General features: G+C 66.7%; 21 protein-coding genes. 14 read left to right on the top strand and 7 right to left on the bottom strand.

Going from position 1 to position 24,135, the window contains the following annotated elements; all coding sequences use genetic code 11:
- Nucleotides 1-10: 10 nt before the first annotated feature.
- Together ACZ3HV_RS39775 and ACZ3HV_RS39770 are read right to left on the bottom strand one after the other, a co-directional pair.
- The gene (locus ACZ3HV_RS39775; RefSeq protein ID WP_465692496.1) at nt 11-1,444 is read right to left on the bottom strand and encodes an MFS transporter; all 1,434 of its coding nucleotides are present in this window, start codon (nt 1,442-1,444) and stop codon (nt 11-13) included.
- On the bottom strand, nt 1,441-1,899 hold the full coding sequence (locus ACZ3HV_RS39770; RefSeq protein ID WP_465692494.1) for a MarR family winged helix-turn-helix transcriptional regulator: 459 nt from the start codon (nt 1,897-1,899) through the stop codon (nt 1,441-1,443). Before ACZ3HV_RS39770 ends, ACZ3HV_RS39775 begins: the two co-directional genes overlap by 4 nt.
- Before the next feature lie 1,245 nt (nt 1,900-3,144).
- Between ACZ3HV_RS39770 and ACZ3HV_RS39765 the strand changes: the two genes are divergently transcribed.
- Nucleotides 3,145-6,195 (top strand): helix-turn-helix transcriptional regulator, encoded by a 3,051-nt coding sequence (locus ACZ3HV_RS39765; RefSeq protein WP_465692492.1) that lies wholly within the window; start codon nt 3,145-3,147, stop codon nt 6,193-6,195.
- A gap of 201 nt (nt 6,196-6,396) precedes the next feature.
- Here the strand turns inward: ACZ3HV_RS39765 and ACZ3HV_RS39760 are convergent, their stop codons facing one another.
- Together ACZ3HV_RS39760 and ACZ3HV_RS39755 are read right to left on the bottom strand one after the other, a co-directional pair.
- Nucleotides 6,397-6,663 (bottom strand): hypothetical protein, encoded by a 267-nt coding sequence (locus ACZ3HV_RS39760; RefSeq protein ID WP_465692490.1) that lies wholly within the window; start codon nt 6,661-6,663, stop codon nt 6,397-6,399.
- Between the two features lie 846 nt (nt 6,664-7,509).
- Nucleotides 7,510-7,716 carry a hypothetical protein gene (locus ACZ3HV_RS39755; protein WP_465692488.1) on the bottom strand — a complete coding sequence of 69 codons (207 nt, stop codon included), beginning with the start codon at nt 7,714-7,716 and terminating at the stop codon, nt 7,510-7,512.
- Nucleotides 7,717-8,189: 473 nt separating this feature from the next.
- On the opposite strand from ACZ3HV_RS39755, the gene ACZ3HV_RS39750 reads away from it, so the two are divergent.
- The 9 genes from ACZ3HV_RS39750 to ACZ3HV_RS39710 all read left to right on the top strand — a co-directional run bounded on the left by ACZ3HV_RS39750 (nt 8,190) and on the right by ACZ3HV_RS39710 (nt 16,672).
- Entirely contained in the window at nt 8,190-8,666 is a 477-nt protein-coding gene (locus ACZ3HV_RS39750; RefSeq protein WP_465692486.1) for a DUF1269 domain-containing protein, read from the top strand.
- Between the two features lie 58 nt (nt 8,667-8,724).
- A complete protein-coding gene (locus ACZ3HV_RS39745; RefSeq protein WP_465692484.1) occupies nt 8,725-8,946 on the top strand; it encodes a hypothetical protein in 222 nt (73 codons plus the stop codon).
- Between the two features lie 76 nt (nt 8,947-9,022).
- Complete coding sequence (locus ACZ3HV_RS39740; protein WP_465692482.1) at nt 9,023-9,604, top strand: DUF1214 domain-containing protein; 582 nt, start codon at nt 9,023-9,025, stop codon at nt 9,602-9,604.
- Nucleotides 9,605-10,266: 662 nt separating this feature from the next.
- Nucleotides 10,267-11,049, top strand: a complete 783-nt coding sequence (locus tag ACZ3HV_RS39735) for a GAP family protein (protein ID WP_465692481.1) — start codon at nt 10,267-10,269, stop codon at nt 11,047-11,049.
- Between the two features lie 246 nt (nt 11,050-11,295).
- Nucleotides 11,296-11,682: a DUF7144 family membrane protein gene (locus tag ACZ3HV_RS39730; RefSeq protein WP_465692479.1), complete on the top strand. Its 387-nt coding sequence runs from the start codon at nt 11,296-11,298 to the stop codon at nt 11,680-11,682.
- Nucleotides 11,683-11,799: 117 nt separating this feature from the next.
- A complete protein-coding gene (locus ACZ3HV_RS39725; RefSeq protein WP_465692477.1) occupies nt 11,800-13,239 on the top strand; it encodes a DUF2252 domain-containing protein in 1,440 nt (479 codons plus the stop codon).
- Nucleotides 13,240-13,418: 179 nt separating this feature from the next.
- Nucleotides 13,419-15,797, top strand: coding sequence for an arylsulfatase (locus tag ACZ3HV_RS39720; RefSeq protein ID WP_465692475.1), 2,379 nt, complete (start codon nt 13,419-13,421; stop codon nt 15,795-15,797).
- A gap of 26 nt (nt 15,798-15,823) precedes the next feature.
- A complete protein-coding gene (locus ACZ3HV_RS39715; protein WP_465692473.1) occupies nt 15,824-16,339 on the top strand; it encodes a DUF1269 domain-containing protein in 516 nt (171 codons plus the stop codon).
- Between the two features lie 120 nt (nt 16,340-16,459).
- On the top strand, nt 16,460-16,672 hold the full coding sequence (locus tag ACZ3HV_RS39710; RefSeq protein WP_465692471.1) for a hypothetical protein: 213 nt from the start codon (nt 16,460-16,462) through the stop codon (nt 16,670-16,672).
- 152 nt (nt 16,673-16,824) lie between these two features.
- On the opposite strand, the gene ACZ3HV_RS39705 is transcribed toward ACZ3HV_RS39710, so the two are convergent.
- Nucleotides 16,825-17,109 (bottom strand): hypothetical protein, encoded by a 285-nt coding sequence (locus ACZ3HV_RS39705; protein WP_465692469.1) that lies wholly within the window; start codon nt 17,107-17,109, stop codon nt 16,825-16,827.
- A 320-nt stretch (nt 17,110-17,429) separates the two neighbouring features.
- Here ACZ3HV_RS39705 and ACZ3HV_RS39700 point away from each other — a divergent pair, with 320 nt between their 5' ends.
- The 4 genes from ACZ3HV_RS39700 (at nt 17,430) to ACZ3HV_RS39685 (ending at nt 23,161) form a co-directional block, all read left to right on the top strand.
- Nucleotides 17,430-20,120, top strand: coding sequence for a winged helix-turn-helix domain-containing protein (locus tag ACZ3HV_RS39700; RefSeq protein WP_465692467.1), 2,691 nt, complete (start codon nt 17,430-17,432; stop codon nt 20,118-20,120).
- 522 nt (nt 20,121-20,642) lie between these two features.
- The gene (locus ACZ3HV_RS39695) at nt 20,643-22,289 is read left to right on the top strand and encodes a hypothetical protein (RefSeq protein WP_465692465.1); all 1,647 of its coding nucleotides are present in this window, start codon (nt 20,643-20,645) and stop codon (nt 22,287-22,289) included.
- A gap of 12 nt (nt 22,290-22,301) precedes the next feature.
- Entirely contained in the window at nt 22,302-22,661 is a 360-nt protein-coding gene (locus tag ACZ3HV_RS39690; protein WP_465692588.1) for a rhomboid family intramembrane serine protease, read from the top strand.
- Between the two features lie 269 nt (nt 22,662-22,930).
- Nucleotides 22,931-23,161: a M14 family zinc carboxypeptidase gene (locus ACZ3HV_RS39685; RefSeq protein WP_465692463.1), complete on the top strand. Its 231-nt coding sequence runs from the start codon at nt 22,931-22,933 to the stop codon at nt 23,159-23,161.
- 55 nt (nt 23,162-23,216) lie between these two features.
- On the opposite strand, the gene ACZ3HV_RS39680 is transcribed toward ACZ3HV_RS39685, so the two are convergent.
- Nucleotides 23,217-23,669 (bottom strand): GNAT family N-acetyltransferase, encoded by a 453-nt coding sequence (locus ACZ3HV_RS39680; protein WP_465692462.1) that lies wholly within the window; start codon nt 23,667-23,669, stop codon nt 23,217-23,219.
- Nucleotides 23,662-24,075, bottom strand: a complete 414-nt coding sequence (locus ACZ3HV_RS39675; protein WP_465692460.1) for a nuclear transport factor 2 family protein — start codon at nt 24,073-24,075, stop codon at nt 23,662-23,664. The genes ACZ3HV_RS39680 and ACZ3HV_RS39675 overlap by 8 nt, the downstream gene beginning before the upstream one ends.
- Between the last annotated feature and the right edge of the window lie 60 nt (nt 24,076-24,135).

Below are 24,135 nucleotides of genomic sequence, written 5' to 3'. Positions count from 1 at the left end.
TGCATCTGACTTACGGGTTGGTCTCGGACGAGCGTCGGCGGGCGAGAGCGAGGCTTGTCAGCGTCGTGATCGCCATGGCGCCGATGCCGACCAGCGCCGCGGTGGTGTAGGCGCTGTCGTCGGGGAAGAGGTGGCCGGGGCCGGTGCCCGCGGCCAGGACCAGGCCGCCGATGGCGCTGCCCAGGGAGTACCCGACGCTGCGGACGACGTAGTTGAAGCTCATGGCGCTCGACGTCTCGCTCTTGGGGGTGACGGCCAGGATGACGCCGGGCATCGCGGCCGAGAAGCCGCCGACGCCGAAGCCGAGCACGCCCATCGCCGCGAACAGTTCGGCCAGGTCCGACCGGGCCGCCGCGAACAGGGCGAACCCGCCGCCGACCACGACGGCGCTGCCGGCCAGGAGCAGGGGGTCGGCGATCCGCGTCCGGACCCGCGGCGTGAGCTTGCCGGCGACGAACCCCAGCACCGAGAACGGGATGAGGACCAGCCCGGCGACGAAGGTCGTCAGCCCGAAGCCGTAGCCGGCGCCGTGCGGCGTCTGCGCGTACCGGGTGATGAGTGTGAGCAGGAGGTACATGCCGATCCCGCCGACGAACATGGCGAGGTTCGCCCCGGCGACCGCAGGGTGCCGGACCGCCCGCACATCGACCAGGGGCGTCGTGCTGCGCAGCTCGATGACGGCCCAGACGCAGAGCAGCACCACCGCGACGACGGCGAGGCCCGCCGCCACGGCGAGGTGCCGGCTCCACAGATTCCGTTCGCCGGCGAGGAACAGCACCAGGAGCAGCGCAGCGGCCAGGACGGCCGCGCCTGCCACGTCCACGTGGGCGGAGCGGCCTTCGGGGGCTTCGGGCATGGAGCGCCACGCGGTCAGGAAGGCGACGGCGGTGACGAGCAGACCGAAGCCGTAGGCGGCGCGCACCCCGCCGAGTTCTGCGAGCAGCCCGGCGAGGGGGTAACCGACGCCGACCCCGATGATCGAGACCACCGAGATCAGGGCGATCACGGCCGCGCTGCGTTCCTCGGGGAGATGGTCGCGGGCCACGCCCATCATCAGCGCCGTCAGCCCGAGCCCCACACCTTGGGCCGCCCTGCCGGCGAGCAGCCATGCGAACGGCAGTGGGAGCGCGGTGAGCGCGCTGCCGGCGACGACGACCGCCAGCGTGACGAGAATCGTGGCCCGCCGGTGCGGGCCGGCTCCGAGCCGGCCCAGGACCGGCGTGGCGACGGCGCCGCTCAGCAACGCGATGGTCAGCGTCCACTGCGCGCTGCCGAGCGAGACATGGAACGAGGTCGCCACGCTGGTGATGAGCGGCGCCCCGAGGCTGGCGACCGCCGCCACGACCAGAGCGATGAACATCAGGGCGGGGACCAGCAGCCGCGCCTCGGAACGCGCCACCGGGAACGCCTTCGCCGCGACCCCGCCGACCGGCTGCCCGGTCACTGCTTAGGCCCTTCGCGGCCCTGGCTTTCGAGCTCTGCCAGATGCTTCAGCGCCGGAAGGGCCGCCACCAGCGCCTCGACCTCGTCGCCGGTGAGCTCGCCGATCAACCGCTCGAACGCGTCGACGCCCGCCTGGCGCCGCGTCCGGACATAGGAGGCGCCGGCCTCGGTCAGGCACACCAGCGTGACCCGCTTGTCGGACGCGTCGCCCCACCGCTCGACCAGGCCGGACTCCTCCATCACCCGGACCAGGGTGGTCATCGCGGGCTGGGTGACGCCCTCGACCGCGGCCAGATCGGTGATGCGTCGCGGGCCGGTCCGGTCCAGGGTGGCCAGGGTGGCGGCGGACGTCAGGCTCATGTCCCGGGGCAGGCGTCTCGTGGCCCTGGTGGCCAGGCCGTAGAGGGCTGCCCCGATGGCGGCGGACGCGCCAGGAGCGGTGTCTTGACGACTCATGCTCGAAGCATAACACTTTTATATTCATTGTTTATGGAGATGGTCGAGTGGCGCAGGCGGCGCGCCCCTTGAGCAGGCCGGCCCGCCGGATCCGGGTCAGTGCCAGGCCCAGCGGCCGGTCGGCGCGGTCGCCCTCGGCGAGCCGGTCGGCCCAGACGCTGAGATTCCGGCGCTGACGGAGGTCGGAGCCGGAACACGTTCCGGGCCAGCAGATCCTCTACGCGCGGGTGAGCGATGACCACGACGGCGGACAGCACCCAGACCGCGAGACCGATCCAGTACACGGGGCACGGTTGGGCACACCGAGGAACTGGATCGAGAGCCAGCTCCACCACAACCACGGCAGAGCAAGCGCCAACTCGACCCAGGCTGCCGGTTTCACCTTCCGTACGACCTGCCCAAGTTGAGGCCTCTGCGGCGGGACGATCGCAGCGGGCCGGGGCGGCAGCGGCTCCGGCGATTGGACGCCCCCTGGGCTGATCATGTCAGGCACGTGCGGAGCGGAGTGCCTTTGGCGGTTGGCAGTTTGGTTGCTGTCGGCCCCGTTCATTCCACGCAGGGTAGTCACAGGCGAGCAGGCGACCAGCGATTTGCATCTTGTTGCCACGCGGGCGATGCGGTCTCAGGGGCACCAGTCTCAGGCGTGGTGCGGGTGTGGTGCGAAGAGGTGTCAACTGACGCGGGGTATGTGGCCGTGGTGCGAAGAGGATGATGGCAAAGTTGCTGGTAGAGGGCAGATGAGGCGTTGTCGTTCCTCCTCGTCATGAGAAGGTCGTCAGTCAGTCGTTCGACAGGTTGCACAACCGAAGCGCGTGGGCGGAGACGGCCGCACCTCGTCCGCGCGCAGATTCGGCGGCTTCAACCTGATCGCCATGGTGTGGCCGGCCACTCCTAGCCCACGGCCGAATTGCGGACGTTGGTGTTGTCGCCGACCAACGGAACGGCGCACTCGCTTGCTGAAAGCTACAGTTGGCGGTGAGTGAGTGAGGCTCGTCGTCGCCGTGCTGGGTGGACTTCCTGGCTCTAGCCGCCAGTGGATCTCATGGGTGCCCGGGTGCCGCCACTAGCGCATCCGGTACTCGAAACCCGGTAGCAGCACGATCGGGATCGGATCGGGGGACGCCGACGCGACCGCCCCCACCACGATCTTCGCGTCGGTCGAGATGAACGGGGACTGACGACACCCCGCAAGTCTGCCGGATCTCAGTCGCCTGCCCGGTCGGATCAGTCGTTCGCGGCGTGTGTTTGGTCGGCCTGGGCAGGTCGACGGAGACAATTCGGCGCGTGCGGCGCAGACTGGGTGGCGTGGGTGAGCCGGCAGTTGCGCGGCCATCCCTCGTTGCGGGGCGGGTCGAGGAACAGCGGATTCTCGGTGCCGCGATTCAGGGGGCGGCTGAAGGTCGGCCGTGTGCGGTGTTCGTGCACGGCGAGGCGGGCGTGGGAAAGACCTGCCTGGTCAGGCGGATCTGCGACGCTGCTGTCGGGCGGGGCTTTGTCGTGCTGTGGGGGCAGTGCGTCCATTTTGGATCTGTCGACTCGCCGTACCTGCCGCTGATCAACGCCTTGGAGGGCTGGCTCGAGTCGGCCGCGCCCTCGGAGGTGTCCGAGGTCTTGGCCGCTGTTCCGGCCGCTGCTGAATTGTTGCCTTCCTTGGGTGGTGGGCAGGCCTCACTCGGGGCGGTTCGGCTGCTGTCGGTGGTCGATGGGCTGGTGATGGCGATCGCAGCCCGGCGGCCGACGGTGCTGGTCGTGGATGATGTGCAGTGGGCGGATCCGGCGTCGCGTGATGCGATCACGTATTTGGTTGCGGGCTTCAGGAGCCAGCGGCTGGCAGTGCTGGCGACGTATCGGGACGAGGAACTCGCCGTGGGGCATCCGCTGCACAGCTGGCTGGCCGACCTGACCCGGCTGCCGTCCGTTTCGTCTCTCCGGCTGAACAGGCTGAGCCGGGACGAGACCGAGGACCAGCTCGCCTTGCTGCTGGGTGGCCGACCACATCCGCGCCTGATAGCCGACGTGATACGACGGTCCGACGGCAATCCCTACCTCAGCGAACTGCTCGTCGGTGGAGTCACGCTCGCAGATGACGGCCTTCCTGCTGATCTGCCGACACAATTGACGGGAGCGTTGCTCGGGGCGTGGCACCGGCTGTCGGCGCCGGCGCGGGAGGTCATGCGGATCCTGGCGGTCGGCGGACGGCCTGTCCTGGTCGACGATCTCACCGGGGTCGCCGCGGCACGCGGAATCGGCGCCGAGGCCGTCGTCGCCGCGCTGGTCGAAGCGACGAACGCCGGGATCTGCGTAGCGCTGGGCGCCGAAACGTGCTGGTTCCGGCACCCGCTGCTGACCGACGTACTGTGCGGAACCTTCGTCCCCGGCGAGGCAGGCCCAATCCATGCGGCATGGGCGAAGGCGCTCGAGTCTCGGTCCCGCACAGGCCTCGACGAGGTACGACGGCACGGCGACCTGGCGCTGCACTACCAGGGTGCAGGGGACCTGGAGTCCTGCCTCGAGGCGTCGCTACGCGCAGCCGATCTCGCGCGAGAAGTCAAGGCACTTCGCGAGGAGGCGCTCCACCTGAGCCGGGCGGCGCGGCTGTGGCCTACCGTCCATCGCGGCGACGCCCAGAGCGTGGGCAAGGAACTGGACCTGCTGGGGCGCGTCGCTGGGGCGCACCAGTTGGCGGGTGATGACGAGTCAGTCTTCACGGCGTGGAATCGGGCGCATGATTTGGTCGATGAACGCGCCGACCCACTGCGGGCGAGCCGGGTCCTCAGGCGCTGGTCCTATAGCGCCGTGTCAACGGGCCGAGCCACGGGCGAACCGATCCACGAGCTCGAGCACGCTGTCGAACTGGCCCGTGCGTTCGCTGACAGCAGGGAGTATGCCGAGGCGCTCGCCGAGCTGAGCGAGTCTCACACGTTCGCGAACGCCCCCGAGGTGGCGCGACGATACGCCGAGCAAGCAGTCCAGGCAGCGCATCGGTCCGGGTCCAACGAAGCACTGACGCATGCTTACAGGTCGCGGGCCTTGGCGTTCATCCGGGAGGACCGGTCCGACCGCGACTCAGCCGAGTGCCTGCGTTTCGCCCAGATGACGCAAAATCCTATCTTGCTCGAGGACGCTCGAATGATCAGGTCGGACTACCTCGAAGCGCGCGGCCGCGTGGCCGAGTCGGCCGAGATCATGGCCGAAGGGCTCAGCGACACCCTCGACGCAGGCGCGTTGAACGTGGTCTCCGGCCTCACACGTGCCCTGGCGTGCCAGCTCCTCATGTTCGGGCGCTTCGAAGAGGCCAGCCGCGTCATCCGCCAAGGCCTCGCCTTGGCCGAGGGGGCGAACAAGACAGCTGACGTACGGCTCGCGGCCGCGCTGCTGTCCACCCGGCGAGGAGACATCGAGGTCGCCCGTCTGCACCTACAACGAGCGAGAGAAGCGATACCGAACCTCGACGAGCGGCCAGGCTTAATGGCCCCGCCGATCCTGGCCGAGTACCTCCTGGCAGATGGTCATCCCGACCAAGCTCTCGAAATGCTCACGCGGACGCTTGCAGCCCAGTCCATAGATCCCCATGTTGCCGACGAGATGCTGATGTGGGGTGCGCGTGCTGCAGCAGACATGGCGCAGGATGCCCGAGACCGACACGACGGCGATCGAGTCAGCTCTGCGAGAGCGGCCCTCGACAGCCTCGTTGCATTACGCAAGGATCTCCCTCATCGGCCGTTCGAGGTGCTGGTGGCCGAGGACCGTGTCCAACCGGCGATCGAAGCACTCTTCAACGCGGAGACGGGGCGGTGCAACGGTGAGGCGGTCACATCTTCGACGTGGCAGGAAGCCGTCGCTTCGTGCGAAGCCGCGGGCCTGCGATGGGAGCAAATGATCGCGTCCTGGCGATGGGCCGAAGCCCTGCTGGCCGAGGGAGCAGGTCCTTCCATCGTCGCCGCGCCACTCAGAGCGGTGCATCAATTCGCGGCTGCATCTGAGGCTCACCCAATGCAGCGGCAGGCAGCCGGCCTGGCGGCCCTCGGCAAGATCTCGCTCGAAGAACCTACTGTGCTGCCGCGACACGACGCGCTGCCGGCGCCCTTCACTGCGCTGACGCAGCGAGAACTAGAGATCCTGACCCACCTCATCGCGGGGAGAACCTATGCAGAGATCGCCGACGCCCTGTTCATCAGCAAGAAGACAGTCAGCGTCCATGTCTCGAACCTTCTCCGCAAAACGGGAACATCGTCGCGTCAAAATGTATCCGCGCTCGCTCTCAGACTCGGCCCGCCCACAGTCAACCCGGACTGAACCAGCCCGGCTCGGGACGGCGGGCCTCCGAGATCAATGCGATCGGGGACGTTGGCTCAGGATGCCGTTCCCGGGCGGCACGTCGAGCACAACGATCGACGCTGTCACGGGCAACAAACTCGCCAGCGTGTATCTGCCCAAGATCATGCGGATGATAGGCAACCGCCGTACCTACGAGGATATGTACGTACGGCGATCCACCTAGATGGCAGGCGCGTGGCCACGTCGGTACAGCCACAGCCCACCGAGGGCCAGGCCCGCACCGCCGAGCGCGGATGCGCCGGCCTGGACGGCCTCGACGGCTGCATCGTCCACTGGCACCTCCACCCGCTTGGTCACCGACGCCGGTACGGTGCTGTCCCCAGACCTCGGCTCCGGGGGTTGTTGTGCCGACGCTTCGGTCGCAATGAACGCGGCGGCGCCCAACGCGAGTGCGGAAACTGCGATGGCTGAGTTCCTGCGGTTCATGACTTCTCCATGATTCGATGCGGCGGGATCGCCGCTCCCTTCATGGTCTTTCGCGCAGGCTGCGCCACACATCGGGCTCATCACCTCAAATCGAGGGCCAAACTTCCTCAGATTAGGCCCCTAAGCGAGTTCGCGTGGATACGCCGCACGGTTCTCTTCGCCCCGCCCGGTTCCCCCTGCCCGGTCAACGGGCGTCGTCCGGACGTCGCGGTCGGGCGGAATACGACCAAGATCAATACGCAGCGTCACGAGTGGTTGGCGGCGTGGTCGCGATCGCCAGAGGCGGCCGAGCTCAGGAGATGGAGCAATCACGGGCGGCCCGCGACTCCAGTCTGGATACCCTTAAGGAGCGGATGCGCGAAGACCTCACACGGAGGCAGGCGTCCGAACAGAGCCTCGGCGAGGAGGAGCGCAAGGGGAGCTGCCGAGTGGGAGCGGTGGCGTGGTGCCCACGGACGGCTCCGATCAGTCGTCAACGACCGTCGGCGACTGAGCCTGTGCGGCGCGCCTCGGAGCAGCGATCGCGCCTCGGTCGGTCGGAGATCGGGCGGTCCAGTCGGGACCTCACCTGACGACGCACGGTTTAGGAAACCGACGCACCCCACCGACATGCGCCCCTCAGGGCGTAACCAGGCAACACCAGTTCGGGCGGTCTTGGCTCCAGTCGACTCGAATCAACACCTCTCCCTTCCCACGCTGTTCCCACGCTGAACTGGTGAGCGTGCGCCGTCATCACGCGACTCCTTGCGACTGAGCCGTGCTGTGCCGGTTTGATGCTGCGAGTCTTGGCGTGCCCGGTCGGCGGGCTCAGGCCGCCGCCGTCCTCGATAGACCTGTCGAGTACGTCTACCGATTCGTTGGTATAGACCAGCTCGCCCACATGACCGGCGCGATCCCAGGCCTCTCGGAGCGGTCGCGAATCGCGTCGACAGGCTTCCCGAACCCGGTCCTCAGGATGGTCGGAGCCTTGGCAGGGCCGGTGACCAACGCGATGGCTGCGATATCCAGGAACAGCAAGAGCATCGCCGCCAGGTTGTCGATGATGAAGCGCACCAGGTGTCGTAGATTGCTCCGGCGGCATCCGCCGGAGGCTGGTCGGCCGGGATCGCGTCGAGGTAGAAGATCCGGAAGAGGCTCAGGCCGGCACGCAGCAGGACCATCGACAACGGCACGGCGAGTGCACCGACCACGAGGGTGTTGCGTCGCGACCTGCCGACGGCGACGGCGACGGCGATGGTGGATCCTTGGCCCTCTCTGCTCGTGCAATGGCGTCCGCGTCGTCACTCATCGGCCCGTCCCCTCACCGTGCGTCGAAGTCCCTGTTTGCCGGGCAGCACGTTGGGAGACGCAGCCTGAGCCTGGTGAAGGTCGAGAGCGTGGGCTAGGTGGCTGCCAATGGTGGTCTAAGCGACGGTAGGCGCGTCACTCTGACCGGATCGCCCGCTGGGGGTGACGCGGTACGTCTGGCGGCGGACTAGAACGGGCATGTCGCGGATCTGCGACATGCCACCTAAAGAGGAAATCCCATGGGAAACAAGATCGTTGTGCTGGCAGTATTCGCGAACGAGGCCGCGGCGGATTCCGCGGCGCAGACCCTCAAGGACTCCGGGCTCGCGAGCCATGATGCGATCGGCGTTCTCGTCCTCAACGAGAAAGGTGAGGTCAAGGCCGAGAAGGTAGGCAAACGCTCCACCGGCAAGGGGGCCGGCATTGGTGTGGCGCTGGCCTTGTTCACCCCGATAGGCCTCGGCGTCGGACTGATCGGCGGTGGACTTGTCGGTGCGCTGCACCACAAGGGCCTCGGCCTGGACAAGGCCGACCGTGAACGCCTCGGAGCCGCGCTCACCGATGGCAAGGCCGCCGTCGGGGTGCTGGCGCCGGTGAGCGAAGCGGACGCCGTCTCGACCAAGCTGACAGATCTGGGCGGCACGACGGAGTCGCACACAGTGTCCGACGACGATCTCGAGGAGGCCCACCAAGCCGCCACCGCTTCCACGCCCTAGCCCCGTCACCGCCGTCCTCTGACGCCGACGATCCAGCCGCATCCTCAAGGACAGCATCTTGGCCACCCGCAAGCTCGCTCGCCTGGACGACGGCGAGCACCAGATGATCAGCTCGCCACCACTGGTCGTCCCGGTGCCGTACTCCGGTGAGCGCACCCGAGCGTCTGGCTTCAGCCCGTCCATCAGTCGCGAGGGAAATACGGTCGGCTGCCGGGGTACGAAGCTCGTTCACGGTGATCGGCTTGCGGGCATCGGCGGCGGTCATGTCCTGCGAGCGTGAACCCGAGTCCCGTGCGTCTCGCTGCAGTCGTCAAGCGAATCGTGCGGGATGCTCAGCAGTTTATCCGTTCGGAGTGATGCTCGTTCTGCAGGCCAGCGCTAGCTTGGTGATCCGCTCCTTACGCCATGAGGACCGTAAACGGTTGGCTGCTCCCTATGAACTCGGCCGGTACGGGACGGAGTACGAAACCCGGGCATTCATAGCGTTCGTTGGCCTCGGCGCGCTCACGGCGGAGGATTGCGTGTATCCAAGCGCCTTCGTGGACGGAGATGGGAAGCCGCTCGAAGGCGAGAACGAGTACCTGATCCACTTCGAACCGGACCGAACGTTCCCATCGCACAGTGGAGCCTGGTCCATCTCTGCGTACCGGGAGAACTTCTATGTGCGCAACGCGATCGAGCGGTACGCGGTCACGTCTCGTATGCCGCTGGCGTACCACCCGGACGGTTCCTTGGACGTGTACATCCAGGCTCGGCCGCCTGGCGCCGACAAGGAGGCGAACTGGCTGCCCTGTCCCCCGAGTGGACCGTTCAACCTGAGCGCCCGGATCTACCAGCCGAAGGATGAGTTGCTGGATGGACGGACGGAGGACGGCCTCGTCATCGACGCGGGCTCGTATACGATCCCACCCGTGACGAGGGTGACACGCGTCGAGTAGCCGTTGCCGCAGGCCACCATCAGGGTCGATGCAGACGAGCTCTGACCGCGGGGCTGGGACGGCGTCCGCTACCCAACCCGCCCGGCGCCCTCCGCCGCGCACACAGGCACGGCGCGCGAACCTGGGGCGTGTAAATGTCGGGTGCGACGGCCCTGAACCTGTCGTCGGGGACAGCAGATGGGACATGAGCCTCCCTTCTGCGTCAACGACGTGGCCTGTCGTGATACCGAGCGAGCCCGGCGGTCACATCGCCCGCTGGCCTCAAGGCCGGCGCTGGTCGTTGTCCGGGCGCGGACCGATCCGACCGCCGTGCGCGCGTTTGGCGCCGCCGCTCGAGGTCTGTACCTTGCCTCTCGCAGGTTTCTTGCTCGTCGAGCACCCCGGCGGCCTCGGGTTCAAGGAGGATCCGGCTGTGCTGATGTGACTTGGTGTCCTTCTCCTCAAGGTCGCCATCGTCACTGATGAAGGTTGAGCGCTCCATCGTGAGCACTGATGTTGCGCCCTCCTGGTTCGCTCGATTGCTCCAGCGAAGGGCACACATTTCGCCGCGACGGGTGCGAGTTGTTGTCTTCGTGGCACAACCGTGGGACGTCGATCTTCGCTCCAAGGCACGGTCCACCGGCCGTCCTGAGGGATGATTTCACCAGACCCCGCCGGGTGGCATGTTGGCGAGCGGAACAGACGGCGCTGGCGCTCGCCCACGCAGTAGTGGTTCGCCGAGGAGCTGTGGCGGGGCCCGGCGGGCGGCAACTGTCGTCGAGGGGGTGGGCGGGTTGATCGTTGATCCGTTTCCGTTGGCGGTTGCCGTTGCACTCAGCCCGGTGCCGGTCATCGCGACACTGTTGATGCTCCTGGCACGGCATTCAACGGACACCGGGCTGGGGTTCCTGCTTGGCTGGACAGCGGGAATTGCCGTAGTGACGACGGTGTCCGCGCTGTTTGCCTCGACATCCCGGGTCGAAGCACGATCGGATACATCTCCGCCGGCGACCGACTGGATTCTCCTGTGGTTGGGTCTGCTCCTCCTGCTCCTGGGGATTCGCGGGTGGTTGTGGCGGCGGAGGTCGCCGGCCGCGACGACACGTCCCCGTTGGATGGACGCGCTCGACTCCTTTTCCCGGCGGAGGGCCGCGGGCCTGGGAGTGGTGCTCTCGGCGTTGAATCCGAAGAACCTGGCAATCTGTGCGGTGGCCGGGGCAATGATCGGCGGCACGTCAGCGGAGACTGTTGAGCAGGTTGCCGCGATCGCAGTCTTCACCGTCATCGCGACCAGCACCGTGGCCGTCCCCGTGCTCTCCTACCTGGTCGCGAGAGACCGGCTGCGACCCTCGTTGGACCGCCTGAGGGAGTGGCTGGAGCAGAACAGCAGGGTCGTGGTGAGCGCACTGTTCGTGGCGATCGGTCTGGTGCTTGTCGCCCAGGCTCTCATCAGCCTCGCAGGCTGAGCGTGTACGTATGCCTACACTCCGTCGGCTCAGCCCGACTTCAGCCAAGCCATGCATGGAGCGGTCAGGGAGTGTCCGGTACGGCGAGGGCCAGCCCGATTACCCGTTGAGGACGAGGCGCCCAGCCTGCGCCGGCCGCAGGCTTGACCCACGTTCTCGAACGGGAGGTCCACCATGACGCACTCGTCAAATGCCGATGCAAGCTATTCGGCCGATGCTCGGGTCGATGGGTCGGAATCAGTCGGCATGACCGGCTGGACCGGCTGGATCGCGTTCGCGTCGATGATGATGGTGATGCTCGGGTCCTTCCACGCGTTCCAGGGATTCATCGCACTGCTCAATGACGACTACTACCTGGTGCGCAAGAGTGGATTGACGATCCACGTCGACTACACGACGTGGGGGTGGGTCCACCTGGTGCTGGGCATCATCATCGCGCTGGCGGGGCTCGCGTTGCTCGTCGGCCGGATGTGGGCCCGGATCGTCGCTGTCCTGGCCGCGCTGGCCAGCGCTGTGGTCAACGTCGCCTTCCTGGCGGCGTTCCCGTTGTGGTCCACCCTCATGGTCAGCCTCGACATCATCATCATCTGGGCCGTCATCGTGCACGGCCGCGAGATGAAGTCCGACTACTGACGACGACTCGATGCCGGGCCGCGACGGCACCGGCAGTAGCACCGATCGGTCCGATGGCCCGAGCCCACCAGCGTGGGCCGGGCCGCCACAGTTTTCCAGTTCGAGGAGGAGAGGTCGATGACCACGACAAGAGAGAGGTCGCTGACCGCGAAGATCGATCATCCGAGCGTCGACGATCGCCTGGCCCTAGGCAAGGACGCCGGCCACCAGACGCCTCCCTCCAGCCATGCCGGATGGGAGCCGGCGGCGCACCGCCCCGACCCGGTTGCTCTGCTGGAGGACCAGAACCTGACGCGTGAGCAGGACCTGGTGCCGGTGCGCCACGGCCGGATGATGGTGTCGCCGTTCACGTTCTACCGTGGCGCGGCGAAAATCATGGCGGCCGACCTGAAGGACACGCCGAGGGCCGGGTTGACCGTCCAGCTGTGCGGCGACGCGCACCTGTCCAACTTCGGAGGGTTCGCTTCCCCCGAGCGCCGGCTGATGTTCGACGTCAACGACTTCGACGAGACGCTGCCGGGGCCGTTCGAGTACGACGTGAAGCGGATGGCGGCGAGCTTCACCATCGCAGCCCGCAACAACGGCTTCCGGAAGGCGGAGGTCCGGGATGCGACCGCCGCGTCGGTGGCGGCGTATCGCGAGGCGATGGCCGGGTTCGCGAAGATGCGCACCCTGGACATCTGGTACGCGCACCTCGACGAAGAGGACATCCTCGCGGCCGCGCGCTCGCAGGAGAAGGGCAAGAAGTCGAAAAAGGACGTCAAGCGCGCCAAGAAGAGCTTCGGCAAGGCCCGGACCCGGGACAGCTTGCAGGCGTTGTCCAAGCTCGCCGAGCTGGTCGACGGGAAGTACCGGATCGTCAGCCAGCCGCCGATCGTGGTGCCGCTGCGCGACCTGGCCGCCACCGACTACGGGCTGGCGCCGGAGGAAGTGGGCAAGGCGCTCCATGACCAGTTCCGCGCCTACAGGCAAACCTTGCAGAACGACCGGCGTCAGCTGCTGGAGCGGTACGAGTTGGTCGATCTGGCCCGAAAGGTCGTCGGCGTCGGCAGTGTCGGGACCCGGGCGTTTATCGGACTGCTCCAGGGCAGGGACGGACAAGACCCATTGTTCCTGCAGGTCAAGGAGGCCACTGCGTCGGTGCTGGAGGACCACCTGCCGAAGAGCCGCTTCAGGCAGCCCGGCGAGCGGGTCGTGCAAGGGCAACGGATGATGCAGGCCGCCAGCGACATCTTCCTCGGATGGACGAAGGGAGCGGATGTTTCACGCCACTTCTACTGGCGGCAGTTGCGCGACATGAAGGGCTCGGCAGACGTCGAGGCCATGTCACCGACGGGCCTCGCCTTCTACGCACAAACCTGCGGTTGGACGCTGGCCCGGGCGCATGCACGATCCGGAGATCCGATCGCCATCACCGCGTACCTCGGCGATTCGGACGCGTTCGACCAGGCGATCACCGACTTCTCGAAGCGTTACGCCGACCAGAACGACCGTGACTACGACGAATTCGTGAAAGCCATCAGATCCGGCAGACTCCAGGCACTCGAAGGCGTCTGAAACGCGGAGTAGGTCAGCCGACGCTGACGCTATTACCCACTCAGGATAATGCCGACCGAAGCGGCCGACACCATCGTGAGAAGAAGCAGCAGCGCGGGTCACGGTCGAACGTGGCTCCGGCAGCCACACGAGCGAGGGCGGCGAGGACGTTGAATCAAGTAGATCGCACCAGCCTTCCGATGAGGCGACCGAGTTTCGCGGGAGTGGCCAACCGAACGCTGGCCGGCTCCGAGCCGGACTGGAACCTGATCGGGCATCCGACCGCACCCGACGACGCCCCGAATGTTCTGCTGGTGCTGATCGACGATGCCGGGTTCGGCAATCCGAGCACGTTCGGCGGCCCGATCCGGACGCCGAACTTCACACGCATCGCGGACGGCGGTCTGCGGTACAACCGGCTTCACGTCACGGCGCTGTGCTCGCCCACTCGGGCCGCCCTGCTGACCGGGCGGAACAACCACGCGGTCGGGTTCGGCTCGGTCGGTGAGTTCGCCGGTGGCTTTCCCGGTTACTCGGCCACATTGCCGCGTGACTGCGCGCCATTGCCCCGGATCCTGCGGGACAACGGGTACAGCACAGCGGCCTTCGGCAAGTGGCACCTGACGCCCGACGGGCAACAAGGTCCGGCCGGTCCGCTCGACCGGTGGCCTACCGGTTGGGGATTCGATTACTTCTACGGGTTCCTCGGTGGCGGCGCCAGCCAGTACGACCCGTGCTTGGCCGAGAACCAGAAGATCATCGGTACGCCGCCCGAGTTCTACGACGAGGAGCATCCGTACTACTTCCCGGACGCCATGGCCGACAGGACAATCGAGTGGCTGCACGGCGTCCGCGGTCAGGATGCCAAGAAGCCGTTCTTCGTGTACTTCTCGACGGGCTGCAGTCACGCTCCACACCATGTCGCGAAGGAGTGGGCGGACCGGTACAAGGGCCAGTTCGACCAAGGCTGGGACCAGTTGCGCGAGCAGACCTTCGCGCGGCAGAAGGAACTCGGGGTCGTTCCACCCGACGCCGAACTGACGCCTCGGGACCCGGCGTTCCCCGCGTGGGATGATGTGCCGGACAAATTGAAGCCGTTCTACGCCCGCCAGATGGAGGTGTACGCCGGCTACTCGGAGAACGCCGACCACAACGTCGGGCGAGTGGTCGACGCGATCGACGAACTGGGCGAGCTCGACAACACGCTGATCATCTGGATCTGGGGTGACAACGGCGCCAGCATGGAGGGGACTGTCACCGGCTCGTTCAACGAGCTGACGATGCAGAACGGCATCCCGCTCACTGACGAGATGCAGCTGCAGCTGTCCGAGCGGTACGGCGGAGTCGACGCCTGGAGTACGTCGATGATGGCGCCGCATTATGGGGCGGCCTGGGCATGGGCAGGAAATACGCCGTTCAAGTGGGGCAAGCAGGTCGGGTCCCACCTGGGTGGGACGCGCAACCCCTTGGTGCTGCACTGGCCAGGGCACATCACCGACCGCGGCGGCCTTCGCTCGCAGTTCGCTCACGTGATCGACATCGCACCGCTGGTCCTCGACGTGACAGGGATCCCCTTGCCGCGAACCGTTGACGGGATCGAGCAGACGCCGATGCACGGGACCTCGTTCGCCGCGTCACTGACCAACGAGGCCGCGCCGGAGCATCGATCGCAGCAATACTTCGAAACGATCGGCAACCGGGCGATGTACAAGGACGGCTGGTGGCTGGCGATGAAGACCGAACGCATCGCGTGGGTGATCACCCCCGATGCGCTCAAGCCCTACGCGCCCGACGTGTGGGATCCCGACGCCGGCCCCACCGAGCTGTACTACCTGCCGGACGATTTCACCCAGGCGAAGGACCTGGCTGCGGAGCACCCCGACAAGGTGCGCGAGCTGAAGGAGCTGTTCTGGCAGGAGGCCGAGCAGTACAAGGTCCTGCCATTGCTCGCGACGCTGTCCACCTTCTTCGGAATGCTGCCGCCGCTGCCGGAGCAGACCAAGTTCGAGTTCCGGGGCGACGTGCAGAACGTGATGTCCGGGATGATCCCGCGGATCTACAACCATTCCTACGCGATCCAGGCCGACCTTGTCGTGCCTGAGGGTGGGGCCGAAGGTGTGATCGTGGCTGAGGCCGACCATCTCGGCGGCTTCACCCTTTATGTGAAGGACGGCAAGCTCACGCATACCTACTCGATGATGGGCGTAGCCGTTTTCAAACAGGTCGCTGACGAGGCGATGCCCACTGGCGAGGTGACGGTCCGCATGGAGTTCGAGGCTGACGGTGCGCAGCCGGCGACCGGCGGCGACGTGACCTTGTACGTCGACGACCGACCGGTCGGCAAGGGACGGATGGACCACACCGTGCCCATCCGGTTCTCAGGCTATTCCGGCATGGACATCGGCAGGGACAACGGCGGCGTTGTCGACCTCAGTTACGACAGCGAGAAGCCGTTCGCATTCACCGGGACGATCAAGAAGGTTGTGTTCGACATCAAACCGCACTTGTCCGCCGATGACGAGATGACCATCCACGCTTCTGAACAGCACGGACAGGCCGCGCACGGCCTGTCAGGGTGACGCACGACACCGCAAGGAGGACTGCCATGGGGTTCGATGAGGAGACCACCGATGTGCTGATCGGCGGGTACCTGTCCGTTGATGCAGCACAGGAGGATTACGAGGCTGCCCTGAACTGCGGCGAGCGCCTGTGGGGCGCCGTCGTAGTGAGCAAGGACCTCGAGGGCAACGTCTCGGTCGAGCAATCCGACCACATGGTCGAGGAGGGCACCGCAGGGCTGGCCGCCGTGGGATTCGCAGTCGGTCTCTTCGCACCACCGCTGCTGGCGGCGACCGCGATCGGAGCAGGCATAGGCGCCGTCGGCGGAAAGCTCCTGCACAAGAAGTCGAGCAAAAAGATCGAAGAACAGGCCGGGGAGACGATTCCCATCGGCGGCGCCGGTCTGATCCTGGCATACCCTCACAAAGCTGCAGGAGTGGTCGAGCCCGCGGTGACGCGAGCGATCAAACACGTGGTCGGCGAGGCGGATGGTCACCACGTCAAGGCCCTCAAGGGCGCCCTGGCCGACGCCGAACAAAAGATGGCCGAAGCGGGCGGCTGACGCTTCGAACGCCCGGCTGGTGCGACCGGGCTCCTTCTCGTCAAGCACCGTCTGGTGGACAATCGAGCGGCAGACCTTGGAATCGATGGCGAAGGGTGCCGTGGGCTTTGCGTCTTTCTGGTGCCGGCTGAACAGCGGTTCGCCATGGAGCGGCTGCCGACGGAGTCCTGCCCGCCGTACTCGGTCCTGCTGGACGACGACGCTGAACCGCGCCACGGACCCACGGCGCCAGCTGCGCTGTGGGTCGCGGCTGCGCCGACCGGCCGTCGGCGACGCCCGATGTCAGGACCCGATCTGGTGGCAGCGGATGGCGATGATCTCGACGTGGTGTGATTCCAGCCGACGAGCGAGTTCGGCGACCCGCCTAGATTCTGGGCTCACGATCGTCAGCAACGTTGTGGCAGGGCAGGGAACGGTCAGCGCGCCATGGGGGAGTGCCGAGGCGGTGAGCGGTCCGATCCGACCGGCGATTCGGGCCTCGAAGATCATGTCGACGGCCCCGGTCGAGATCCGGGCGAGAATGGCAGAATCTCCGCATCGCCGCTTTCGTCGATGTCCATCACCCGGCGCAGCGCGAAGACTTTGAGGCCGAGAGCGTGGAGCAGGTCCAGCAACCCCACCAACGCGGACTGGTCAGGAGTGTTTGCCCGGATCAGCGTGGTGACCGGCTCAGTCGTCGTGAAGACCTCTCCGACCTCGGCGTCGAGTTCGGAGAGGACGCTCTGACTGAGTCGGCCGACGACCTGGACCTCGTAGACCCAACTGGTCATTGCTGCCACCTCGGCTGTCGGAGACTGTTGACATCCAGCGTCGCGGGGCGGCGCGCGAAGCGCATTATCCCCAATGGGTAGTCGCACGGACCCTCCGCGGATTGGTCCGGGCCGCACAGGGTTCTTGCGGGTGATATTCGCCTAGTCTGGGAGGAGATGGGGCCGCGGGGGCCGGCCGGGAGGTGGGGGCCGAAGTGGATACTTCAGAGGTTGGAGAACTGGCGCGGGGGGCGTCCACTCGTGCGGGCGCCGAGGGCGCAGTACGAGAATCGCGCGGGTCGGGGTGGCCAACTGGCGGCGAAGCCAAGCCGCTGCCCGCGGTGAGCTTGCTCACCAGCAAGCTGGCTGCACCCCAGCTGCCGTCCGGGCTGGTGGTCCGTTCGCGGCTCGTCGATCGGCTGGAGGCGGGGACCTCCGGACGGATGACGCTGGTCAGTGCGGGAGCCGGCTGGGGCAAGACGATCCTTGTCGCCAGCTGGGCCACGCAGCGATCCGCGGCGCGGCCCGTGGCCTGGTTGTCGTTGGACTCCTTCGACAACGACCCTGTCCTCTTCTGGTCCTACCTAGTGGCCGCGGTTCACGGCAGCGGCGAAGCCCCGGGCGGAGGGCTCGGATCGCTGATGATCAGACCGCCAGTCGGCCAAGACGTCGTACGAAGGATCATCTTCGAGTTGTCGCAGCTGCGACGTCCGCTCACACTCGTCCTCGACGACTTCGGCGAGATCCACAATCCGGAAGTCCTCAACGGGATCACCGAGATGCTTCGCCACCCCTTGCCACTCCACCTGGTGATCGTGACCCGATCTGACCCGAGTCTGCACCTCCACCGGCTCCGCGTCGACGGCGCGCTTGCGGAGGTACGCGCGAGTGACCTGGCCTTCACCGAGGCGGAGTCCGGCGAGCTCTTGGTGCGTTCGGGGGTCGACCTGCCGGCCGCGCTGAGCAATCGAATCCTGGATCGAACCGATGGATGGGCCGCCGGGATCCGGCTGGCGGCGATGTTCGCGGCCACCAGAGCAGAGGTCGACCGCATCGAGGAGTTCACCGGGACCGACTCGGGCGTCGCCGAGTATCTGTTCGACGAAGTCCTCGCGGCCTTGCCTGCGGAGCGCCGCCGCTTCCTGCTGCGGACGAGCGCCGCGGACCTCATGTGCGCCGACCTGGCCGATCTGTTGACCGATCGCAGTGGGAGTCAGGGGGAGTTGGAGAGCTTGGTGCAGTCCAACGCCTTCGTCGTGGCCCTCGGAACAGACCACCACTGGTTCCGATACCACCCGCTGCTGGTCGACTTGCTCCGTCACCGGCTGCTGTTGGACGAGCCGGACCTGGCGCCCGAACTGCACCGGCGCGCGGCCCGGTGGTTCGCCGGCCATGGAGAGGCGGTCGAGGCGGTCCGGCACGCGGTTCGCGCGCGGGACTGGCAACTCGTCGGAGACCTGATGGTCAATGGCGCCGCGATGCGTGCCCTGTCGGCCGAGCGGCAGGCGTTCGCCGCACTCCTGGCGGAGATACCCGCCGCAGAGCTGTACTCCAGCGCAGAGCTGAGAGCATGCGCGGCGATCGCCTGCTTCATCGCTCGTGACTATGCGGGATTCAGCAACCATGTCGCGCACGCACGAGACATGTTGACCGAACGCGGCGAGGAGTCCCGCACATCGCTCGAACTGTTTCTCTGCGTAACGGACCTCGTGCTGAGCCGTGTGCAGGGCAGCGTGCCCGACCTGATCGTGGCCGCCAGGCGGCTGCTGCGCCGGCTCTCGGACCCTGAGTTGGCGCGATTGCCGGCCGCGCCCACGTACGAGGCGCCGGCGTTGAGTAATCTCGGGGTCGGGCTCGTCTGGTCGGCCCACACCGATCAAGCCGAGCAGCCGCTGCGCGAGTCGATGGGCATGGCCGCCGCCACGAGAACCGACCTCACGATGGTGAACAGCCTCGGCTACTTGGCGCTGATCGAGTGGGAGCGGGGCGACGTGCAGGCCGCGCACGACGTGGCGGCCCGGGCCCTGGAGATCATCGAGCAGCGGGGATGGACCGAGCACGCCCAGGCCATTGTGGTCTACCTGGTCCTGGCCCGGATCGAGTTGGAGCGAAACCACCGCGAGACCGCCCAGATGTTCATCGACGCCGGCCTGGCCGCCGAGCGCAACGACCCGGACCGCACCCCCTACCCGGCGCTGCGCGCGACCGAGGCGAGGCTCTGGCTCGCGGCGGGGAAAGTCAATCGGGCCGAGGACCTGATGGTCGCCTTGGGTTCTGAGCTCAAAGATCGTGCGATCGCGCCGCTCGTCGGACGATGGGTCGCACTCGTCCAAGCCGAGATCGATCTGGCCCGCGGACGTCAAGACGCCGCCGTGAATCGGCTACGCTCATTGCTCGACGTACCAGCTGCAGGCGACGACGCGATCACCGACGCACCTGGTGGCTCCGCGGGTCTTGACGAGGTCAGGTTGTGCCTGGCGCGAGCCGAGCAGGCTCTCGGCAACCTGGCAGTGGCGGAGGACATCCTGTCGGTGTTGCGCGAGCAATGCCCGAGTGCGGTCATCAAGGCTCGGGCTTGGCTGGTGACCGCACTGGTGGCCGACAGTCAGCGGGAGGACCATCGAGCCCTCGCTGCTATCGACCAGGCGGTGTCCATTGCCGAACCGGAGGATATTCGCCGGCCATTTGTCGCCCTCGGCAACGGGCGCCCCGAGGCACTGCTGAGGCATCGGCTACGACTCTGGGGCGACGCGGAGCCTGATGCTCGGCGATTTGCTGACGCCCTCCTCGACGACATCGGCACGGCCGGCCCCATCGCTATCGCACCCACTCCACTTGACGAGCCCCTCACGGATCGTGAGCACGTCGTCCTAAGCCATTTGGCGTCACTCGAAACCAACGAAGAGATCGCCACAGAACTTTTCGTTTCGGTCAACACGGTGAAGGCCCATGCCCGGGGCGTGTATCGCAAGCTCGCAGTCCACAGTCGCCGCGAGGCGGTCCGCCGGGCGCGTGAGCTCGGGCTGATTTGAGCTCGTCGCGCCACAACGCTCGGGAGCACCGCCGGGCCTGATCACAGATGGCGCGCACGCCGAGCCCGTCTCCAACGGCTCGCGGGCACGGATTGCGTGCCAACTGACTCATACACGGTGGTAAGTAGTGCGGGTGGGACTCGAATCCGCGACCCACGGGTTATGAGGGGCAATGATGCCCTAAGCAACGAGCCCTCTCCAGGCGTCAGAAGTCTGGGTTCGAAGGGATTCTGGCCCGGCCAGTCGACTCTCTTTGACGCGATTTCGCACCACGATTGATTCCACGGCGCCGGACAGGCAGCGACGATGGTGTCCCGCTTGGAGTGTCAGGCCGAATCTGGCACGGTCTCCCGGGCGAATTGAGCATTATTACTCAGCCCGTGCCGGCGTGTCCGCGCGCAGACTGAGCTGAAGCCGTGCTGCGTGCGCCAAGGGGGCAGGTCTGGGGTGAACCACGGGATCATGGCCGGTCGCCCCCGCCGGTCCCTGGAGGATCATCGACAGGGGAGGAGCGCAGTCGGGATGACTGTGCGGGCCAAGCAAGCGAAGATGTTCGTCGTGGCGGTCGTGCTCGCCGTCGCGGCGGCAGGTGGTTGTGGCGGGCAACAATCAGGGAGCGGGTCTGCGTCGCCTTCGGCAACGGTGCCGCCTGATCTGGTCAAGATGCGCGGAACGGCTGCCGACGACGCCGGGTCGTACGAGTTGATCGTGGACGGAAACAGGCGGTTCCGGCAGACGGTACTCACTGGACCAGACGCCGGCGCGTATGTCGTGTGGGACGGCAAGGTGTTGCTCTCCTACGACCCGCAGAGCGATCCGAAGTACCAGCAGCAGGACAACCCGAGCGAGGACGAGTTCCCCGGAGCCACGTTCTTCTATCGGCCCGGCACGAAGGAGTTCGCCGAGCTGTGTCGCGCAGCGAGGCGGCTGGGCACCGCGACAGTTTTCGGCCGGACAGCGGTGCGCTATCACTGCGACAAGGTGGTGCCGGCTGAGGACTCGCCGGCGGAGCCGATGGACGCGCGGGAGATCGCTCTGGATGAGCAGACCGGCCTGGTCCTGGCGGACGGCGGCCCGGACAAATTGACCGAGGTGACGTTCGCCCCTGTGATCGCTCCTGACACGTTTTCGACGAAGATGCCACCTGGCGGCGGCGACAGTTCGACAGCCGGCGGTGGTCCGTCCGGACCGGGGCCGGCAAAGACCGAGGCCCGGCTCCGCCAGATCGCGGCCACCACCTCGACACCGATCTACTACCTCGGCGCCGAATTCCACGGATTGCCGCTGGAGGACGCGATCATCTTCACCGGGGGCACTGAGGCGCAGGGTGATACCTCCCTCGACCCCGGCCAGTCATTGAGCGTCGGCTACGGATCCCTTTGCAGCGAAGGCACTTGCAGCTCACGTATCGAGGTCGGCGCCGGGGAAATCCCGCTTGGCCAGAATGTTGTCGGGTGCTCGCGACTGGCCCCGATTCACGGCGTACCAACCGTCTCCCTCGCCGGTGACTCGGTCGTCGTCTTCACTGGCCCGCTCGCGATCCGCGTCGGTACGACGCCCGGCGACGTCGAGCTGGCCGCGCAGGCCGCGAAGGAACTGCGCCGGGTTGGTGAGTCGGCCGCGGCAGGGACGTTGCCACCTCCGCCGGCGTCGAAACTCAAGCTCATCGACGCCGCATGCGGCCATCGCCCAGGCGAGCATGGACCGGGACTGTACGACGATCCGGCACTGGACCCGGCCTCCGGGGGTATGCCGGCCTTCACCGTGCCGCGTCTCGGCGGCGGACAACTGCGCTGGGCCGACTACACCGGCAAACCGGTCGTTGTGGCCGCCGGCGACGTCACCGACGTTGCCCCCGCAGTCCGTCGCCTGGCCAAGCTCACCTCCGGCGGCAAGTCGCCAACCGTGATCGGCCTGACCTGGGACACCATCGGCGACAAGGAGCATCCCGCGCCGACAGCCGAGATCCAACGCAAGGCCGGCCAGCTGCCGGTCCCGGTCGGCTACCCGGCCACTGAGCCCGCCGTATGGCTCAGCGACGCCGCGGGCATCGATCCGAGCCAGTCCGGAGTGATCGGATTCCTCGACAGCAGAGGCATACCGTCGACCCTCCTGCCAACCGACACCTCCGACACCGACATCCGCACCGCCCTCCGGCAACTCCACTAGTCACATCGCACCATCGTTCGCCGGGACGCTCGACCGCGTGCCGGAGCCTCCATCGACATCGCCACCGACAGGAGCAGTGCCCTGGCCGAGCCGTGGGCGATCAGCTGGTTTGCCGCGATGTTCCTGCATGGAAGCTGGAGCCACATCCTCGGCAACATGCTGTTCCTCGCCATCTTCGGCAAGAATGTGGAGGATGCCTTCGGTCACATCGGCTGCCTGCTCATTTGGCGAGACAGTCGCCCTTGCACCGTCTTGGCCTTGTACAAGCCCCAGATCGCCGAGGACCGCGCGGCCAGCCTGATCACCTATTGGGCGCAGACCCCGCCATCGAGCAATCAACGCGAGGCAGGCGGGATCAAGGCCGATCATTGACACGTCGACAGTTGCTCCGGGCAACCATCGGTGCAGTCGGGTCGCCCTGAACCGGGTGTCAGGCGAGCCGCTCGATATACGAGGACGACCCTGGCGGTCTCCGCGATCGAATGTGTCAAGACGACACGCGGTGTGCCCGGCTCTACGCGTGTCCCACATGCGCGATCGAGGCCGAGATCTGCATCGACCGCGGTGCAAGAAGCCGCTCAGGGTGCGCACTAAATCGGCCCAACTCGGGCCCAGGTCACAAGCGTGGCCTGGGGTTCTTCATGTCTGGTCGACACGTCTACTTCATCCCAGGCGTCAGCCCTGACGGATACGACCTCACCTTCGATCCAGCCAACCGGCTGTGGCGTAAGAATGCGCGCGACAACGACGGCGACGGGCAGCTCACCACCGCCGACGGCGTCGACCTCAACCGGAACCAGTCCGGGAGCAGGAATCGCAGATCAGGTGCGGATGGCACGATTTCCGGCATGCGTAGCATTGTCGGTTCATAGCGATTGCCACATCCATCAACGTGGTGTGCGACTGGCGAGGGCACGAAGGCTCTGTTCAGCATCTATCCGCGCAGCCTTCAAGGCGTTTGCGGTACCAAAGGACGTCCGTTCCGGATGGGAAGTCCTCGACGCAACCCACTAGTTCGTAGCCGTTCCGCTCATAGAGAGCCCGGGCCTGAAAGGCGTAGGTGAAGTGGACGGTCTGCGAGCACCCGCGGGCTGCCGCTTCGGCTTCGGCAGCGGCGAGGAGCCGCGTCGCGAGGCCACGCCCACGGAGACTCGGCTCCACCCACAGGCTCTGCAGTTCGCAGCAGTCGCCCCAGGTCCACCCGCTGATGCCGGCGACGACCCTGCCGGCGTCGCGGACGAAGATCGCCAGGTCGGCTTCGCCGCCGAGTCCCATGGCGGCGGACGCCTCATGACGGATCTGCGTTTCGAGGACGTCGATGTCGAGCGGATCCGGATGGTCCTCGACGTGGAATTCCACAGCGGTCGGCTCGTCAGACACCGGCGATCTGCTCGATCAGCGAGATGTCGTCGAAGTAGGTCCGGAAGGACCGGATCTTCCCTTCGCGGAAGTCGGCCACGGTGACGCCGGGCAACTGCACGTGCCGTCCTGTCGCTTCCAGCACGGTGTCCCCGAGCACGAGTGGCCCGGTGTGGTCGGATTCGACGAGCCATTCGGCGAACGCCTTGTTGCCTACTTCATCGAGTCCCCGGAACGTGATCACGACGTTGGAGAACGCTTCTTCACGGAGGGCGGACAGTTCAGCGAGTGCTGCCAGCCCGAACACGGTGGCGTAGGGTGACCAGCCGACGACGTCATCGGTGAACAGGGTCTTCAGATCTGCCGATGCGCCGCCGACCTCGGCCTTGAGCGCGTTCGACAGCACCTCTTTGCGAGATCCACTCATTTCAGCCACCTGTTCCTGCCGGGAATCGATGTATTCGGCATCTTCTGGCAATCGGGCACG

It is taken from the genome of Kribbella sp. NPDC020701 (genome assembly GCF_055562215.1).
This window is presented reverse-complemented; position numbering and strand designations above follow the sequence as displayed.

Bases quoted from the DNA above. Each gene is read 5' to 3' on its own strand.
- ACZ3HV_RS39770 (WP_465692494.1), bottom strand. From the start codon at position 1,899: ATGAGTCGTCAAGACACCGCTCCTGGCGCGTCCGCCGCCATCGGGGCA.
- ACZ3HV_RS39760 (WP_465692490.1), bottom strand. From the start codon at position 6,663: ATGAACCGCAGGAACTCAGCCATCGCAGTTTCCGCACTCGCGTTGGGC.
- ACZ3HV_RS39750 (WP_465692486.1), top strand. From the start codon at position 8,190: ATGGGAAACAAGATCGTTGTGCTGGCAGTATTCGCGAACGAGGCCGCG.
- ACZ3HV_RS39740 (WP_465692482.1), top strand. From the start codon at position 9,023: ATGCTCGTTCTGCAGGCCAGCGCTAGCTTGGTGATCCGCTCCTTACGC.
- ACZ3HV_RS39735 (WP_465692481.1), top strand. From the start codon at position 10,267: ATGTTGGCGAGCGGAACAGACGGCGCTGGCGCTCGCCCACGCAGTAGT.
- ACZ3HV_RS39730 (WP_465692479.1), top strand. From the start codon at position 11,296: ATGACCGGCTGGACCGGCTGGATCGCGTTCGCGTCGATGATGATGGTG.
- ACZ3HV_RS39725 (WP_465692477.1), top strand. From the start codon at position 11,800: ATGACCACGACAAGAGAGAGGTCGCTGACCGCGAAGATCGATCATCCG.
- ACZ3HV_RS39720 (WP_465692475.1), top strand. From the start codon at position 13,419: ATGAGGCGACCGAGTTTCGCGGGAGTGGCCAACCGAACGCTGGCCGGC.
- ACZ3HV_RS39715 (WP_465692473.1), top strand. From the start codon at position 15,824: ATGGGGTTCGATGAGGAGACCACCGATGTGCTGATCGGCGGGTACCTG.
- ACZ3HV_RS39705 (WP_465692469.1), bottom strand. From the start codon at position 17,109: ATGACCAGTTGGGTCTACGAGGTCCAGGTCGTCGGCCGACTCAGTCAG.
- ACZ3HV_RS39695 (WP_465692465.1), top strand. From the start codon at position 20,643: ATGACTGTGCGGGCCAAGCAAGCGAAGATGTTCGTCGTGGCGGTCGTG.
- ACZ3HV_RS39685 (WP_465692463.1), top strand. From the start codon at position 22,931: ATGTCTGGTCGACACGTCTACTTCATCCCAGGCGTCAGCCCTGACGGA.
- ACZ3HV_RS39675 (WP_465692460.1), bottom strand. From the start codon at position 24,075: ATGAGTGGATCTCGCAAAGAGGTGCTGTCGAACGCGCTCAAGGCCGAG.